The sequence below is a fragment of the Belliella baltica DSM 15883 genome (genome assembly GCF_000265405.1).
GTDB lineage: Bacteria > Bacteroidota > Bacteroidia > Cytophagales > Cyclobacteriaceae > Belliella > Belliella baltica.
Map to the genome: position 1 here is coordinate 4,088,380 of NC_018010.1, position 15,211 is coordinate 4,103,590.

A 15,211-nucleotide genomic window follows, 5' to 3' on the forward strand; every position below is an offset into this window, starting at 1 on the left:
AGTACTATCAAAACTTGTCTCCTTGAAATATAAATTTCGCCTTTCTTTTTTTGGCATTTCTATACCAAAGATACCCTATGATCATGGCAATCATGTAAGGCATAATAAACAAATATAGAATCCCCATATTCAAACCTGCTCCAATTGAGGTATCACCATTACTCACATTGTTTTCAACTGATGCTCTACACATTGCACATTGTGCAAAAGAAGCTGTTTGGGTAAAAAGGAATGCTATAATTACAAATACGATTTTTTTAATTTTATTCATTATCAATATAACGTCTTCAATTTCGGATTAGTTTAGAAACCATAATAGGGACTAATCATCAAATACACTAGCACCCCAGAAATAGTTACATAAAGCCAAATCGGATATGCAAATCTAACAACTTTTTTGTGTTTTGCTCTTTGATCTGTGTAGCCATAATAATATGCCAACAGAATCGGGAACAATGCTACTGCCGCTAAGATAATATGTGTTATCAATATAAAGTAATAAATAGACTTAATCATTCCCTCACCACCGAATGACGTGCTTTCAGCTGCTGCATGATAGATCACATAAGAAACTAAGAAAATCGCTCCTAGTCCAAAGGCTGTTGTCATAGAAGCTCTATGGTAAGTGATATTTCCACTCTTGATGAAAATCAAACCAAGAATTAGCGCCACTGATGCTGCTGAATTAATTACCGCATTCAAATGAGGCAGGAAATAAACCCACTCGCTAGCCAAGTCTATTTTAGATGGCATAAACAAAAGAACCGCAACCAGCAAAGGAACGGCAATTGCAATTATGGTCACCCATCTAATGATTCCTTTATCTTCTCTATTCAACAATACATTACTCTTTTCCATATAATAGAATTTTTGTTTCTAGTATTAATCTATCTACTTCTTCTCTGTTAGTTCCACTATAATATCCTCTTATCCGACCTTCTTCGTCAATTAAAACAAATTTGTCAGAATGAACAAAATCATCGGGCACATCTCCACCATCCATTGCGGGAAGGATAAAACCACATCTTGCGAGGTCATAAGTCACTTCTTTGTCACCTGTTAAGAAAAACCACTTTCCTTTGGTAGCTTGATGCAACGTGGCATATTCTTGAAGAATCTCGGGAGTATCAAAATCTGGATCAATGGAAATAGAAAAGATTTGAACATCATCAACATCTCTAAATACATCATCTACCCTTTCCATTTCAGTAGACATTACTGGACAAATACTCGGACAGGAAGTGAAGAAAAAATCGACAACGGTAATTTTTCCTTCCATATCAGCTCTTCCAATAGTTTCGTTATCCTGAGAAGTAAATGAAAAATCAGGTATTGCATGTTGCTTATTTTCAACAAAATCACATTCCATTAATGGGTTGTCCACACCTGATTCGTAGTAAATAGGAATTTCGTATGTATTGGATGTCATTGTTTTTAGAAAAACAATGATAACAACAGGTACCAATAAAATGCACAATAATACAAATCCTTGAAGTATTCTAATTCCTCTCATCTGTTAATATTTAGATATGTAACAAAAAAGTAGGTTGAAGAGTGACTCTTCAACCTACTTTTTTTATAAATAAAATAAAATATTTTCCTACCACCTCATCATGAAGATATCTGTTCCTTCTTTGACTAGTGCAATAACCAACCAAACTAAGAATATCAAAGGTACTATGATAGAATAGAACAAAGGTTTTGCTTCTTCACCTAAGTGCATGAACTCCATCATAATATATTTAGCTTTCCAAATGGTCAAAGCTATAAATAAGAAGTACAGCAGTAAACCTCTATCCATAGTAAACGCCATTACGAACTCTACAAGAGTAATCGCCAATAGGATACCTGCTGTTTTCCAGATTTTTTTTATCTTTTCGTTATCTCTTGGAATTACTTCCAAAGCTGATTTATTTTCTTGTAACGCCATATCAAATAAATTTTATTCTTTTAGATTAAGTAGAAGAAGGTAAATACAAATACCCACACAAGATCCACAAAGTGCCAATACAAACCGATTTTTTCTATCATTTCATAATGACCTCTTCTTTCATAGACACCAACTGCTGCTTGATAAAATGCTAAAAACAGCAAAATAACACCTATGGTAACGTGAAAACCGTGAAAACCTGTTATGAAAAAGAATAACTGAGCAAAAGCAGCTGGTCCATATTCATTAACAGCAAGATTAGCCCCATATATTGTCTCAGACACAACTTGATTCATAGAATTAACAAAAGTAATCAATGACCCTTCATCTGAACCATGAATAAAGTGAGACCATTCCCAAGCTTGGCAACTTAAGAAACATATCCCTCCTAATAAAGTCCAAAGCATCCATTTCACTACATCTTGCCTATCATTTCTATGTCCAGCTTCCACAGCCAATACCATAGTAACTGAACTTAAAATCAAAATAAAAGTCATTAAACCTACAAACACAAGAGGCAAATGTGCTCCATGCGCAAAAGGAAAAGCATCAAAAACCAATTCCGGAACAGGCCAATACTCATTTGACCCTTGGAATGTTTCCATTGAGCCTGAATAGCCAGGATAACTTACCCTAATGGCAGCATAAGTTATCAAAAAGGCGGCAAAAGTAAAGATATCCGAAAGTAAGAAAAACCACATCATGAGTTTTCCATAACTGGCCTTAAGTGGTTCATTTCCACCTCCCCAGATTCCTCTTTTGGAGCTAACTCCAATTGCTGTCGCAGTCGTTGACATATTAATTTATTTAACTTTAATATTTAATGATTTAGAAGCATGAATGTAAATAGGTATAACCATAGCGCACCTAAGAAGTGCCAATAAGTCACACACATTTCCATAGACACCATGGATTGAGAATGCACCTTATATCTAAAGGACGAAATTAACACAATTATTAGAAAAATCACACCACTAACTAAGTGCAATCCATGAAGACCCGTGAAAATATATAAAAATGAACCCGCAGGATTCCCAACTAGGTAGACATCCATATCCACAAGTGCCACAAAACTATACCATTGTCCAATTAAAAATGCAATTCCTAGAATTGATGCCATTGTTATACCAATTCTCAAACTAATCAAATTATCTTTTTTTGCTGAAAGGTACGCCCAGTGTAAGAAAACACTACTCAAGACGATAATACCTGATGTCCAATAAAAAACAGAAGGAAGGTCAAACTCCAACCAATTCCCCTCTGATTGACGTACTATATATGCACTTGTCAGCCCAGCAAAAATCATTACAACAGTCACCATAAAAAGCCATAAAGAGAACTTTTTAGGATGCATTGCAATAGGTTGCTCGGCACCTTCTATATATGCGAATTTTTCTTCCATAATTAAATTTTATCTAATAAGTATGCGATCTGAACGATAGGAAGATAGAGAAATGATCCAAACATAATTTTCAAAGCAGACTTTCTTGAGCAGTCACGCATCAAAGAAAAAGTTTGAGCTAAGAATAAAACACCACAAATTGTTGCAACAATACCTGAATTGATTCCTGTCAAACCAAAATAGGTTGGAAGTAATCCAAGTGGTAGAAGAAACAAGGTGTAAATCATAATCTGAATTGCTGTATTCAAATCTTTTTTACCGCCACTTGGAAGTAATTTGAAACCTGCCTTTTTATAATCCTCATCACTAACCCAAGCTATCGCCCAAAAATGTGGGAATTGCCAAACAAATTGAATTCCAAAAATTATTAATGCTTCATGGGAAATTGCACCAGTAGCAGCTGTCCAACCTAACAAGGGAGGCATAGCACCAGGAATTGCTCCTACAAAAACAGCAATAGGGCCAACTCTTTTCAGAGGAGTATATACAAATACGTAAAGTATCATACTTAATACACCTAAACCTGTTGTCAATGGGTTTGTAAAAACCCATAATACACTGATTCCTATCAAAGCGATAATTGATGTAAACCAATAGGCTTCTTTCAATGAAATTTGCTTGGTGGGCAGTGGCCGATTTTGAGTTCGCTTCATCAGCTTATCATAATCTCTTTCCCATATTTCGTTGGCAGCACCTGAAGCTCCTGAAATTAGAAACCCACCTATCATTAAGGCAAAGAATTTCCCCCAAGAAAACATTACTCCGGAATCACCAAGAATAAACCCAAACACTGCTGAGAATGTAACCAATGCAGATAACCTGAATTTGATCAATTCATAATATGCTTTTGCTCTAAAAGCAATAGCATCTAATATAGTATCTTCAGAAATATTTAAAGTTCTCATGAACCTAATTTTCAAATGTTAATTTTCTCTGATCTTGAAGATTTAACAAGAGCAGAAATTGAATTCCTATAATCAATGAGCCAAATAAGAGATGAACAGGTTGCAAAAAGGCAGGTATAGCAAAGTATGCCATTCCAACCCCTGTCAATATTTCAAATGTAATAACAATAAGTAGCAATTGCGATAACTTGAAAATACCTGAACGTCTAACTGAATATTTATAAATCTTGTAGATAAACAGAATGTGAATTGCTAGGAGTAAAAGAGAATAAGACCTATGAACAAGGAAAGTTACACCCATGGATTCTATCCATGTTCCTCTCATCAAATTCCCCATAGCAAAAGCTATTTGATCTATTTCTTCTCTTACCTGCGTTCCTAAGACAATTTGTACAATCATCAAAATGAAACCAATCATTAAGATGGTAAATAGTCTAGAAGGCTTTTCTGTTCTGAAAGAGATTTTTTTATAAAGGTGATGTGCTCTGAAATGAATATAAATCAATAAGCAAACGAGTAACAAGGCTAATAACATATGTAATGTTATCATCCAAGCAAGTAGGTTTGTCGATACGACAATAGAGCCAATCCAACCTTGAAAGACAACCAATACCAAACTTGCAAACGAGAGAATTGGTATGAGCTTATCTTCTTTCCAAAGTGGTAAAGATCGATACACTGTCAGCAGGATGAATAACCCTATCAAAACACCTATCAACCTATTAATATATTCAATCCAAGTTTTTACTGGATTGAATTCCTCTTCTATAAGAATCGACTTGTCATTTTTTATTTCCTCTGCCTTTTCAGAGAAACCTAGTTTTTCAAGACTAGCTACAAAGCGTTCATTTTTCAGAATCCGCTTTTGTAAATAAATCTCCTGATAATCATTTGGGAGCTGATTCACACTCGTTGGCGGAACCCAGCTCCCAAAGCATTTTGGCCAGTCGGGACAGCCCATACCTGAACCGGTACTTCGGACAACACCACCAACCAATATCAGAAAATAAACAGCTATCACAGTAATCAATGAGATTGTGCGAAAGCTGTTTATATTTTTAAGATTCTTTTGATTCATTAGCTATTAGAACTTCACCTTCTTCTGCAATAATTTCTTTCTCCAATTTAACTAATTCTTGCTCGTGAGGAAGGTTAGATTCTGGAGTTGCAGATAATGGAACTGTCTGTGGAATAAAATCCTCACTTGCTCCTGGCTTACTGTAATCATAAGGCCATCTATAAACTGAAGGAATTTCTCCTGGCCAGTTACCATGCCCTGGATGAAGTGGAGTAGTCCACTCCAAAGTAGTAGATCTCCACGGGTTCAAACTTGCTTTTCTACCTCTAAACATGCTGTAGAAGAAGTTGAACAGGAAGATGAATTGAGCAGCAAATGTGATGATAGCAGCCACAGAAACAAACATATTCAAATCAGTATACATGCTACTGAAATCGTATGAAGTGAATGAATAATATCTTCTTGGGAAACCCGCTATACCAATATAATGCATTGGGAAGAATACTAAGTAAACCCCAACAAAAGTCAACCAGAAGTGAATATATCCCAATCTAGCATCCATCATTTTTCCGAACATTTTCGGGAACCAATGATATACACCTGCCATCAATCCGAAGAAAGATGCTGATCCCATTACTAAGTGGAAGTGTGCTACTACGAAGTAAGTGTCATGCAATTGAATGTCAATAGCAGAATTACCTAGGAAAATACCTGTCAAACCTCCAGAAATAAAGAATGAAACAAGACCTATTGAGAATAACATTCCTGGCGTAAAGATCAAATTCCCTCTCCACAAGGTAGTTAAGTAATTAAATACTTTTACAGCTGAAGGAATAGCAATAATCAATGTTAGGAACATGAAGATTGAACCTAGGAAAGGATTCATTCCAGACACGAACATGTGGTGAGCCCACACAACGAAAGAAAGGATTGTAATTCCCAACATAGAAATGATCATTGCCTTATATCCAAAGATTGGCTTTCTTGAATTCGTAGCAATTACTTCAGAAGTAATTCCCAATGCTGGCAACAATACAATATATACCTCAGGGTGACCGAGGAACCAAAATAAATGCTGATAAAGCACTGGACTACCACCTGTATTAGGTAAAGCACCTTCTCCACTTATATAAATATCAGAAAGGTAGAAAGAAGTGCCGAAGCTACGGTCAAACACCAATAACAATGCTGCGGCAAATAATACTGGAAATGATAACAAACCAATAACAGCAGTTAAAAAGAAAGCCCAAATCGTCAAAGGCAACCTTGAGAAAGACATTCCTTTTGTTCTTAGGTTAATAACTGTTGAAATGTAATTGATACCACCTAATAGAGAAGAAGCTATGAAAAAAGTCATGGCTATTAACCATAGCGTCATTCCCATACCTGAACCTGGAATAGCTTGCTCTAAAGCTGACAACGGAGGATACACAACCCATCCACCACCTGCTGGTCCATTTTCAAGAAACAAAGAAATGAACATAATTACACCAGAGATAAAGAAGAACCAGTATGATAGCATATTCATAAATCCAGAAGCCATATCTCTCGCTCCAATTTGAAGAGGAATCAAGAAGTTGGAAAATGTTCCACTCAAACCTGCTGTCAAAACGAAGAAAACCATAATGGTGCCATGCATGGTCACCAAAGCAAGATAGAAGTTAGGATCAAGTTTACCTCCATCATCAATCCAACCTCCAAGAATTGGTTTCAGGAATGTCATATCCATATCAGGGAAACCTAATTGTAGTCTGAAAAGGATAGAAAGAAAACCACCTATCAATGCCCAGAAAATACCGGTAACCAAAAATTGTTTACCTATCATCTTATGGTCAATCGTGAAAATATACTTCGTTATGAAGTTTTCTTTGTGTTCATGATCGTGATCATGGTCATGAGCACTATGTGACGCTACGCTAGCTGTTGCCATAATGAATTTAATTTAATTACTTATGTTCACTGATAGTAATATCAGCCAATTCTTTTAGTTCTACAGATAAATTCTCCACAAGAGCTGGGTTATTAACTATATATGGTTTCTGTTCTGACTTCCACTTTTCGAACTCTTCAGGTGTTACAACCTTAATGATTTTTTTCATTGAGAAGTGACCACGACCACAAATTTCAGTACATGCGATTTCATATTCAAAATCTTCATTTCCTAGTTGTGCTCTCATTTCTTCAGTAGTCAATGTAGGAGTGAACCAAAATCTTGTTGGCATTCCTGGTACAGCGTCCATTTTCAACCTCATGTGCGGAGCGAATACTGAATGTAAAACATCTCTTGCTCTTATTTTAAATAAGACAGGCTCTCCTTTCGGGATGTAAACTACAGGTGAAGCAAAATCATCTAAAGAATTCTTATCTGAGAAATCTACACCAGACAAATTATTTACTTCATTAATTAACCTATAGTCATGGTTACCTAAAACATTATCCATTCCTGGATATCTTACTTCCCAAGCGAATTGATACCCCATAATTTCGACAACATGTGAATTTTCTGGTGCAGGCGCTGTGATGTCAGACCAAGCTTTCCAACCCCCAATTACCAATAATGCAAGAACAAAAGCAGGAACAATTGTCCAGATAACCTCTAATTTGTTGTTATCTGGATAAAAAGTCGCTTTACGCTTTTCATTATACTGATATTTGTATGGAAACCAGAACAATAAAATGTGAGTAATAATAAACACAATTCCAGTTACAGCCATTGTAATCCAGAAAAGATTATCCGTGATGGCTCCATGTTCAGAAGCTAAAGGAAGATTGTAATTATCAAACTCTTTAATTGAATACCAGAACATTAAACCACCACCAACAAGGAGGAATACTACAAATAGAATAGCATTAACCTTATTACTACTTGAAGCAATTTTTTTATCAGAGCCTTTTACAACCGAGACCAATGTCTGAATTCTGTAAACCATCCAAATTATGGATAGCAAAAGCAAAATACCTACTGCAATAAGAAATCCGTACATAATTATAATTTTTTCGGATAAATGTTAAATGTGATGATGATAACTTTCCTCCAACATTGGATGATTTTTGGCTACAAGATTGCCTTTTGCTAAACCTTTCAAAGCTACAAAGCCAAAAGCAGAAGCAAATACTAAAAGCATTCCTATTTCCATCAAACCAAACCCACCATTGTGACCCAATGTTCCTGGTTGAACCATTAAGAAGAAGTCAAACCAATGTCCAAGGATAATCAAAGAACAAACCACTTTCAAGAAAATAGTATGTCTTTTAGAATCACGTGTCATTAAAACAAGGAAAGGCAACACAAAGTTTAATGCTAGATTTACAAATATAAACGGGCTATACACATCACTTGACAACCTCTCTACAAAGTACACAGACTCCTCAGGAATGTTTGCATAATAAATCAATAAAAATTGCGAGAACCAGATGTATGTCCAGAATATAGAAAAAGCAAATACAAACTTTCCTAGATCGTGGATATGGTTTTCATTAACCATCTCTAAGTAGCCTTTTTCTTTTAAGAAAACAGTAATTAGAGTAATCACTGAAAGGCCAGCTACAAACCAAGACGCAAAAACGTACCAACCAAACATAGTAGAGAACCAGTGCGTATCGATCGACATTACCCAATCCCAAGCTGAGACTGAAGAAGTGATTCCGAAAAGAATCAAGAAAATAGCGGACCATTTTCTAATATTAGACCAGTTATGACTACCTGATAGATTATCTTCTGCAAAAGACAAATTTTTCAATTTATTGAAAAAGAAAATCCAGATTCCAAAGAATGCAAACATTCTCACAATATAGAAGATCGGGAAAGATCCTTTTTCCATTGGCCAATAAAAAAATGCACCTTTACCATCTATGATTCGATCATAATGCTCTAAATCATTAGTATCATACAAATAGCTATGTGTCCAATGGAATAAGTCATGATTCGCAACAAAGAAAGTTACAATCATCAAGACGGCAGCAAATGGCAACCAATTCCCTAAAGACAACATTACTCTTAAGATTCCTGTTGACCAACCTGCTTGAGCAGCATATTGAATAGCAAAGAAGAAAACACCAATAATTGCAATTCCCGTAAAGTAAACATTGTTGATCCAAAGGTTTGCATATAACCTTTCATACCAATGGAAAGCATGACCACCAGCTTCTTCAGCAGCACCATGATCACCGCCTCCAAAAATTCCTGTTAGAATGCCTGCAATTAACAAGACAGCACCAATGCCAAGACCTACGAAAAGGGTCTTTTTGATGGAAGCTGTGAAATCAAATTTCTGATCTAAATTATAGTTTGAAACGTGCGCCATGATTATTGCTTCTGAATTTCTTGTTTAACATAGTGAACAATTTTCCAAATTCTTTCTTGAGGAATTTGAGACCCGTGTGCACCCATTCTTCCTTTACCTTTCATGATAACATGGAAAATGTGACCTTCAGGAAGATTTACATAAGCACCACCTTTAAGATTAGCAACACCACCAATTACTTGACCAGCTAAACCATCACCTTCTCCATTAATGCCATGACATGCTGTACAATATTGAAGATATAATTGTTGCCCTTCTGCAAGAACCTGATCTGTCAACTCAACTGGATTTTGAATTTCTGCAGCTTTTTCTAATTCAAATGCTTTCAATCTATAAGGAAGCATACCATCTTTTGTTCTAGGAACGGTATTGGCAACAGGCTCTCTCATGTTCATCCTATTAGGATTGTTGACGTTTGAATTGAAGAATTCGCCTTTTTCGTCTTCTCTAGTAGACAACCATTGACCTTCATCTTCATTTACAATCTGTGTTAAACCTTCGTAAGGAACAGAGTTATACATTTGCGGAGCATATTCGTATCCCGGATTATCTCCAGAAGCACCACAAGAGGCAAGCCCTAAGGCAACTCCTGCAGTAGCGATAACATATATGGATTTTATCAATTTCATATTGTCTGAGTTACTAATCAAAACTTTTATTATTCACTTCTGAAGCTCCGGAAGATTTCAAAATCTCTCCTATTTGAGCCTCACCTATTGAAGCATTGGTAGCCAAATCAATTGCCATTACGTGCTTATCATCTGTAATTCTCAAGTCAAAGATCCTAGGCTGAGCCCAAGGCTTCAAGTTGGAAGAAATCATAAACACACCAACCATACCGAATGCTGCCAAGAGAACAGTTAATTCGAAAGTTACCGGGATAAAGTTTGGAAGACCTGCATAATCTTTACCACCGATAATCATAGGCCAGTCAATTTTCATCATGTAAAACTGCATGGTCAAAGCCAATGTAGTCCCTAAGATTCCGAAAAGAAATGCTGCAATAGGAAGTCTACTTCTTTTGTAACCTAGTACATCGTCAATTCCATGAACAGGAAAAGGAGAATAAACTTCATGAATCTTCACGCCGCTCTCTCTTACTTTGGATACAGCGTCTAACAACACATCCTCATCTTCAAATACACCGAGGACAAAATTCTTATCTCTTTCCATGATTATTTATTTACTTTTTCTGAAGAAGACTTAACGATAGATTTCACCTCAGCCATGTTGATTACCGGGAAGAATTTGGCAAATAACAAGAAGAGGGTAAAGAACAATCCAAATGTTAATAGATAAACTCCTACATCCGAAATCGTTGGGTAGAACATCGCCCATGAAGATGGTAAGTAATCTCTGTGAAGAGAAGTAACGATGATCACAAATCGCTCGAACCACATTCCTATATTCACTACAATTGACAAAGCAAAGGTTGCTACAATAGAAGTTCTAATTTTCTTGATCCAGAACAATTGTGGTGAAATCACATTACATGTCATCATAGACCAGTAAGCCCACCAATAGGGACCAAATGCTCTGTTGATGAATGCATATTGTTCTGCTGCTACACCTGAATACCAAGCGATGAAAAATTCAGTGATATAAGCGATACCTACAATAGAACCTGTGATGATGATTACTATGTTCATCAACTCAATGTGTCCAATCGTGATATAATCTTCTAGTTTGAATACTTTTCTTGTGATGATCATCAAGGTCAATACCATTGCAAATCCTGAGAAAATCGCACCTGCCACGAAATATGGAGGGAAGATAGTCGTGTGCCATCCAGGGATAACTGAAGTAGCAAAGTCAAAAGATACAATTGTGTGAACTGACAATACCAAAGGAGTAGCTAAACCAGCTAAGATCAAAGCAACAGATTCATATCTGCTCCAAGTCTTCGCTGCGCCATCCCATCCAAAAGAAAGTGCTCCGTAAATGGTCTTTCTTAACCCAGTTGCTCTATCTCTAATCGTAGCAAAATCAGGAATCAAACCAATATACCAAAACACTAAGGATACTGAGAAATAAGTAGAAATTGCAAATACGTCCCAAAGAAGTGGAGAGTTGAAATTCACCCAAAGTGAACCAAAAGTATTTGGCAAAGGAAGTGCCCAATAAGCTCCCAACCATGGTCTACCCATGTGAATTACCGGGAACATTGCAGCACAGATAACAGCGAAAATCGTCATTGCTTCAGCAGCTCTGTTGATCGCCATTCTCCATTTCTGTCTAAATAATAGCAATACTGCGGAAATCAAAGTGCCAGCGTGACCGATACCAACCCACCATACGAAGTTAGTGATATCCCATGCCCAGCCTATAGTCTTATTTAGACCCCACATACCAATACCTTCCCAAAGGGTCGCTACCAGTGCAAGACTCCCTAACAATAAGGTACCCACTGCGACTAAGAGACCAAGAATCCAACCTAAAGATGGTTTTCCTTCTACCTGTCTTGATACGTCGTGTGTGACGTCTTTTAAGGTTTTACCGCCTGTAATTAGCGGTTCGCGTACGGATGAAGTTACCTGCATATCTTATAAAATTATTTTTTACGCTTCTGATTTATCCTTATTTCTGATTTTGGTAAAGTACCACACATTAGGGTTAACATTCACCTCTTCTAACACATGGTATGCTCTTTCTTCATTCACCTCTTTAGTTGCAGAAAGTGTTTCTTCCTGAATTTTAAGAGTAGAATAAATTTTACTGCTTGTATCATTCATATCTCCAAATACAATTGCATCTGTAGGACATGCTGTCGCACAAGCGGTGGTGATTTCACCATCCTGAACTTTTCTGCCTTCTCTTTTGGCAGTCAATTTTCCAGATTGGATTCTTTGCACACACATGGAGCATTTTTCGATGACACCTCTGGATCTTACAGTCACATCAGGATTCAAGACCATCTTACCCATATCATCGTTTTGCGCAACGTTTACAGTAGAGAAATCTTTGTTATCGTGATATTTGAACCAGTTGAATCTTCTTACTTTATATGGACAGTTGTTTGCACAATATCTTGTGCCAATACATCTGTTATATGTCATTTGGTTAAGACCCTCAGAAGAGTGTGTAGTAGCAGCAACTGGACAAACAGTCTCACAAGGAGCGTTATTACAGTGCTGACACATCATTGGCTGGAATACTACTTCTGGATTTTCAGAAGCGATTTCCAATCCATCATTGTCACCCACCTCGGCATCAGAACTGTAATATCTATCGATTCTGATCCAAGCCATTTCCCTTCTGTTCAAGACTTCTTGCTTACCTACTACTGCAACGTTGTTTTCAACTTGACAAGCAACAGTACAAGCTCCACAACCAATACAAGAGTTCATGTCAATAGCAAGACCCCAATGATGTTGGCTGTATTGATGTCCTTTCCACAAGGAAATTTTAGATGGTTTTACAAACTCACCTTCTTTGTAGATTTTTGGTTGGTATCTACCTGCATAAGCATTGTCTTTGTACTCAGGAAGGATTGATTCCTGCACGACAAAGTTTCTGCCCATGTAAGTTTGATGCGTCTGAGTTTGTGCAATTTTATATGTATCAGCCAACAGTTCAATGCTGACCCCTTCAGTAATATCAAAATTTACAAACCCCTTAGAGTTGTCTAGCAATTCATAAGCATTCACACCTACTCCATTTGCTACTCTACCGGCATTTGTTCTACCGTAACCTAAGGCAAGACCCACAGTACCAATCGCTTGACCTGGCTGAACCAATACAGGAACGATGATGGATTTATCTCCAATGGTCAATTTAGCTTTCTGAGTTGCTCCTTCGAACATCTTCAAGCCATTTTCATTTGCCCATTTTTGAGAAACTGTCAAGTAGTTATCCCAAGTTGCTTTTGTAATTGGATCTGACATTTCTTGCAACCATGGAATGTTGGCAAAAGTACCATTACCTATTCCAATTTTGGAATAGATTACCAATTCCGTTGCTGCATTATCTGCTTTGTATGTTCTTGAGATTGCTGCTGCAGCACTAGAAGCATCGGCTACAGATCCTACAGAACTTGGTTCAGAAGCAATAGAAACAACTCCATTAAATAAAGATTGATCCCAATATTGCTGGAAGTCAGTCAACTCAGATTGAGAAGCAAAAAGTGTAGAATTCCAGTTTTCCTGTAAGAAATCATAATAATTTGTTTCCATACCAGCCCATACTAAGAATGTCTCTTGCGCTTGTCTAGTATCGAATAACGGCGAAATCGTTGGCTGAGCCAATGAATACTCCCCTTTTCTTGGATTGAAATCATTCCAAGATTCTAAATAATGATGATCTGGAGCGACATATTGTACCAAAGATGCTGTTTCGTCCATGGTCATGTTTGTAGCAACAGATACTTTTGCTTTTGCAATTCCAGCTGCCAATTCAGCACCTTTAGCAAAATCATAAGCTGGGTTACAGTTGTAGAAAACAACTCCTCCTACTCTACCTGCATTCAAATCAGCAACAAACTGATTCATTTTTGCATCATCACCTTTTCTAAAGTAAGAAGGTGTAGAGAAATCAACAGTGACGCCGTTGTTTCCTAATAGATCATTAATCTCATTGATTACAATCTGTACGTTTGGATCATTTGATCCTGAAACGACAATTGAAGCACCTCTATTTGCCCAAAGTTCGTTAGCAGCTTTATCTAAATGCGCAACTTCAATTGCTGTTGCATTGTAACTCGCTGCTCCGGCTTTTTTAGCAAGTGCGTTATATAATGAAAGAACGGCCAATCCACTAGCAGACGCTTTAATTGGTGTTCTGTAATCTGCATTAGAACCAGTCAATGAAAGGTTTGACTCAAACTGGAAGTGTCTCGACATCTCAGGTTTTTCCTTAGAAATCTTTCTTCCTTTTGCATATTGTCTGGCAAATTCGATTGGAGAAATCCAAGTTCCTAAGAAATCAGCTCCAAAACTAACAATAACCTTCGCTTGATCAAATTTATAAGTAGGCAAAACAGCTTCTCCATAAGAGGTTTCTGCTGCTTTTGTAATTCCGTAATTCGAAATTGGATCGTATGTGATCACTTCTGCACCACCGAAAGCTTCTGAAAATTGTGCTAAAGCCTTCTCTGTAGATGGAGAAAGAATCGTATTAGTGACGATTTTCACAGAACCCGCAGACGCTAACTGTGACTTCACTTGAGCATCGATCGTCGCCCAATCAGACTTTTCACCATTGATGTATGGTCCAGTTAGTCTTTGTTTGTCGTACAATGAAAGCACAGATGCCTCCACGATAGCACTTACACCTTTTCCATTGATAGGAGAAAGTTCGTTCCCATCGATTTTGATAGGACGACCCTCTCTTGTTTTTACTACAATAGATGCATAATCTCCTCCAGAGGAAAAGGTTGATGCATAATAGTTTGGAATAGAAGGGTTGATATCAACTGGTTTGTTGACATAAGGGATAGCTTTTCTTACTGGAGCTTCGCAAGCTGCTAAAGAAGCTGCTGCTAAACTGAATCCCATTAACTTCAAGAAATCTCTCCTTGAGGGACCTCCATCTTCACCATTATTAGATGGTAAATATTCAGGGAATTCTCTATCTGCATTTTTAACAAACTCTGGATCGTTTGTCAATTGCTCTAACCCTTTCCAGTATGTCTTGTTATTTTCTTTCATTGTATAT

General features: G+C 37.0%; 15 protein-coding genes. All 15 read right to left on the reverse strand.

Going from position 1 to position 15,211, the window contains the following annotated elements:
* Positions 1-7 precede the first annotated feature (7 nt).
* The 15 genes from BELBA_RS18455 to BELBA_RS18525 all read right to left on the reverse strand — a co-directional run bounded on the left by BELBA_RS18455 (position 8) and on the right by BELBA_RS18525 (position 15,204).
* Positions 8-271 carry a hypothetical protein gene (locus tag BELBA_RS18455; RefSeq protein ID WP_014774198.1) on the reverse strand — a complete coding sequence of 88 codons (264 nt, stop codon included), beginning with the start codon at positions 269-271 and terminating at the stop codon, positions 8-10.
* Between the two features lie 32 nt (positions 272-303).
* Positions 304-858, reverse strand: a complete 555-nt coding sequence (locus BELBA_RS18460; RefSeq protein ID WP_014774199.1) for a DUF420 domain-containing protein — start codon at positions 856-858, stop codon at positions 304-306.
* Positions 845-1,513 (reverse strand): SCO family protein, encoded by a 669-nt coding sequence (locus BELBA_RS18465; RefSeq protein ID WP_014774200.1) that lies wholly within the window; start codon positions 1,511-1,513, stop codon positions 845-847. The genes BELBA_RS18460 and BELBA_RS18465 overlap by 14 nt, the downstream gene beginning before the upstream one ends.
* Before the next feature lie 87 nt (positions 1,514-1,600).
* A complete protein-coding gene (locus BELBA_RS18470) occupies positions 1,601-1,930 on the reverse strand; it encodes a cytochrome C oxidase subunit IV family protein (RefSeq protein WP_014774201.1) in 330 nt (109 codons plus the stop codon).
* Between the two features lie 20 nt (positions 1,931-1,950).
* Positions 1,951-2,727 (reverse strand): cytochrome c oxidase subunit 3, encoded by a 777-nt coding sequence (locus BELBA_RS18475; protein WP_014774202.1) that lies wholly within the window; start codon positions 2,725-2,727, stop codon positions 1,951-1,953.
* A gap of 23 nt (positions 2,728-2,750) precedes the next feature.
* The gene (locus BELBA_RS18480) at positions 2,751-3,332 is read right to left on the reverse strand and encodes a cytochrome c oxidase subunit 3 (RefSeq protein WP_014774203.1); all 582 of its coding nucleotides are present in this window, start codon (positions 3,330-3,332) and stop codon (positions 2,751-2,753) included.
* A gap of 2 nt (positions 3,333-3,334) precedes the next feature.
* Positions 3,335-4,237 carry a heme o synthase gene (gene cyoE, locus BELBA_RS18485; protein WP_014774204.1) on the reverse strand — a complete coding sequence of 301 codons (903 nt, stop codon included), beginning with the start codon at positions 4,235-4,237 and terminating at the stop codon, positions 3,335-3,337.
* A gap of 4 nt (positions 4,238-4,241) precedes the next feature.
* Entirely contained in the window at positions 4,242-5,315 is a 1,074-nt protein-coding gene (locus BELBA_RS18490) for a COX15/CtaA family protein (protein ID WP_014774205.1), read from the reverse strand.
* Positions 5,296-7,185, reverse strand: coding sequence for a cytochrome c oxidase subunit I (locus BELBA_RS18495; protein WP_014774206.1), 1,890 nt, complete (start codon positions 7,183-7,185; stop codon positions 5,296-5,298). Before BELBA_RS18495 ends, BELBA_RS18490 begins: the two co-directional genes overlap by 20 nt.
* 16 nt (positions 7,186-7,201) lie before the next feature.
* Complete coding sequence (locus BELBA_RS18500) at positions 7,202-8,239, reverse strand: cytochrome c oxidase subunit II (RefSeq protein WP_014774207.1); 1,038 nt, start codon at positions 8,237-8,239, stop codon at positions 7,202-7,204.
* A 24-nt stretch (positions 8,240-8,263) separates the two neighbouring features.
* Positions 8,264-9,559 carry a hypothetical protein gene (locus tag BELBA_RS18505; RefSeq protein WP_014774208.1) on the reverse strand — a complete coding sequence of 432 codons (1,296 nt, stop codon included), beginning with the start codon at positions 9,557-9,559 and terminating at the stop codon, positions 8,264-8,266.
* A 2-nt stretch (positions 9,560-9,561) separates the two neighbouring features.
* Positions 9,562-10,188, reverse strand: coding sequence for a c-type cytochrome (locus BELBA_RS18510; RefSeq protein ID WP_014774209.1), 627 nt, complete (start codon positions 10,186-10,188; stop codon positions 9,562-9,564).
* 13 nt (positions 10,189-10,201) lie between these two features.
* The gene (locus tag BELBA_RS18515; RefSeq protein WP_014774210.1) at positions 10,202-10,732 is read right to left on the reverse strand and encodes a DUF3341 domain-containing protein; all 531 of its coding nucleotides are present in this window, start codon (positions 10,730-10,732) and stop codon (positions 10,202-10,204) included.
* A gap of 2 nt (positions 10,733-10,734) precedes the next feature.
* A complete protein-coding gene (nrfD, locus tag BELBA_RS18520; RefSeq protein ID WP_014774211.1) occupies positions 10,735-12,099 on the reverse strand; it encodes an NrfD/PsrC family molybdoenzyme membrane anchor subunit in 1,365 nt (454 codons plus the stop codon).
* A gap of 18 nt (positions 12,100-12,117) precedes the next feature.
* The gene (locus BELBA_RS18525) at positions 12,118-15,204 is read right to left on the reverse strand and encodes a TAT-variant-translocated molybdopterin oxidoreductase (protein WP_014774212.1); all 3,087 of its coding nucleotides are present in this window, start codon (positions 15,202-15,204) and stop codon (positions 12,118-12,120) included.
* Positions 15,205-15,211: the final 7 nt, after the last annotated feature.

Bases quoted from the DNA above. Each gene is read 5' to 3' on its own strand.
- BELBA_RS18455 (WP_014774198.1), bottom strand. From the start codon at position 271: ATGAATAAAATTAAAAAAATCGTATTTGTAATTATAGCATTCCTTTTT.
- BELBA_RS18460 (WP_014774199.1), bottom strand. From the start codon at position 858: ATGGAAAAGAGTAATGTATTGTTGAATAGAGAAGATAAAGGAATCATT.
- BELBA_RS18465 (WP_014774200.1), bottom strand. From the start codon at position 1,513: ATGAGAGGAATTAGAATACTTCAAGGATTTGTATTATTGTGCATTTTA.
- BELBA_RS18470 (WP_014774201.1), bottom strand. From the start codon at position 1,930: ATGGCGTTACAAGAAAATAAATCAGCTTTGGAAGTAATTCCAAGAGAT.
- BELBA_RS18475 (WP_014774202.1), bottom strand. From the start codon at position 2,727: ATGTCAACGACTGCGACAGCAATTGGAGTTAGCTCCAAAAGAGGAATC.
- BELBA_RS18480 (WP_014774203.1), bottom strand. From the start codon at position 3,332: ATGGAAGAAAAATTCGCATATATAGAAGGTGCCGAGCAACCTATTGCA.
- cyoE (WP_014774204.1), bottom strand. From the start codon at position 4,237: ATGAGAACTTTAAATATTTCTGAAGATACTATATTAGATGCTATTGCT.
- BELBA_RS18490 (WP_014774205.1), bottom strand. From the start codon at position 5,315: ATGAATCAAAAGAATCTTAAAAATATAAACAGCTTTCGCACAATCTCA.
- BELBA_RS18495 (WP_014774206.1), bottom strand. From the start codon at position 7,185: ATGGCAACAGCTAGCGTAGCGTCACATAGTGCTCATGACCATGATCAC.
- BELBA_RS18500 (WP_014774207.1), bottom strand. From the start codon at position 8,239: ATGTACGGATTTCTTATTGCAGTAGGTATTTTGCTTTTGCTATCCATA.
- BELBA_RS18505 (WP_014774208.1), bottom strand. From the start codon at position 9,559: ATGGCGCACGTTTCAAACTATAATTTAGATCAGAAATTTGATTTCACA.
- BELBA_RS18510 (WP_014774209.1), bottom strand. From the start codon at position 10,188: ATGAAATTGATAAAATCCATATATGTTATCGCTACTGCAGGAGTTGCC.
- BELBA_RS18515 (WP_014774210.1), bottom strand. From the start codon at position 10,732: ATGGAAAGAGATAAGAATTTTGTCCTCGGTGTATTTGAAGATGAGGAT.
- nrfD (WP_014774211.1), bottom strand. From the start codon at position 12,099: ATGCAGGTAACTTCATCCGTACGCGAACCGCTAATTACAGGCGGTAAA.
- BELBA_RS18525 (WP_014774212.1), bottom strand. From the start codon at position 15,204: ATGAAAGAAAATAACAAGACATACTGGAAAGGGTTAGAGCAATTGACA.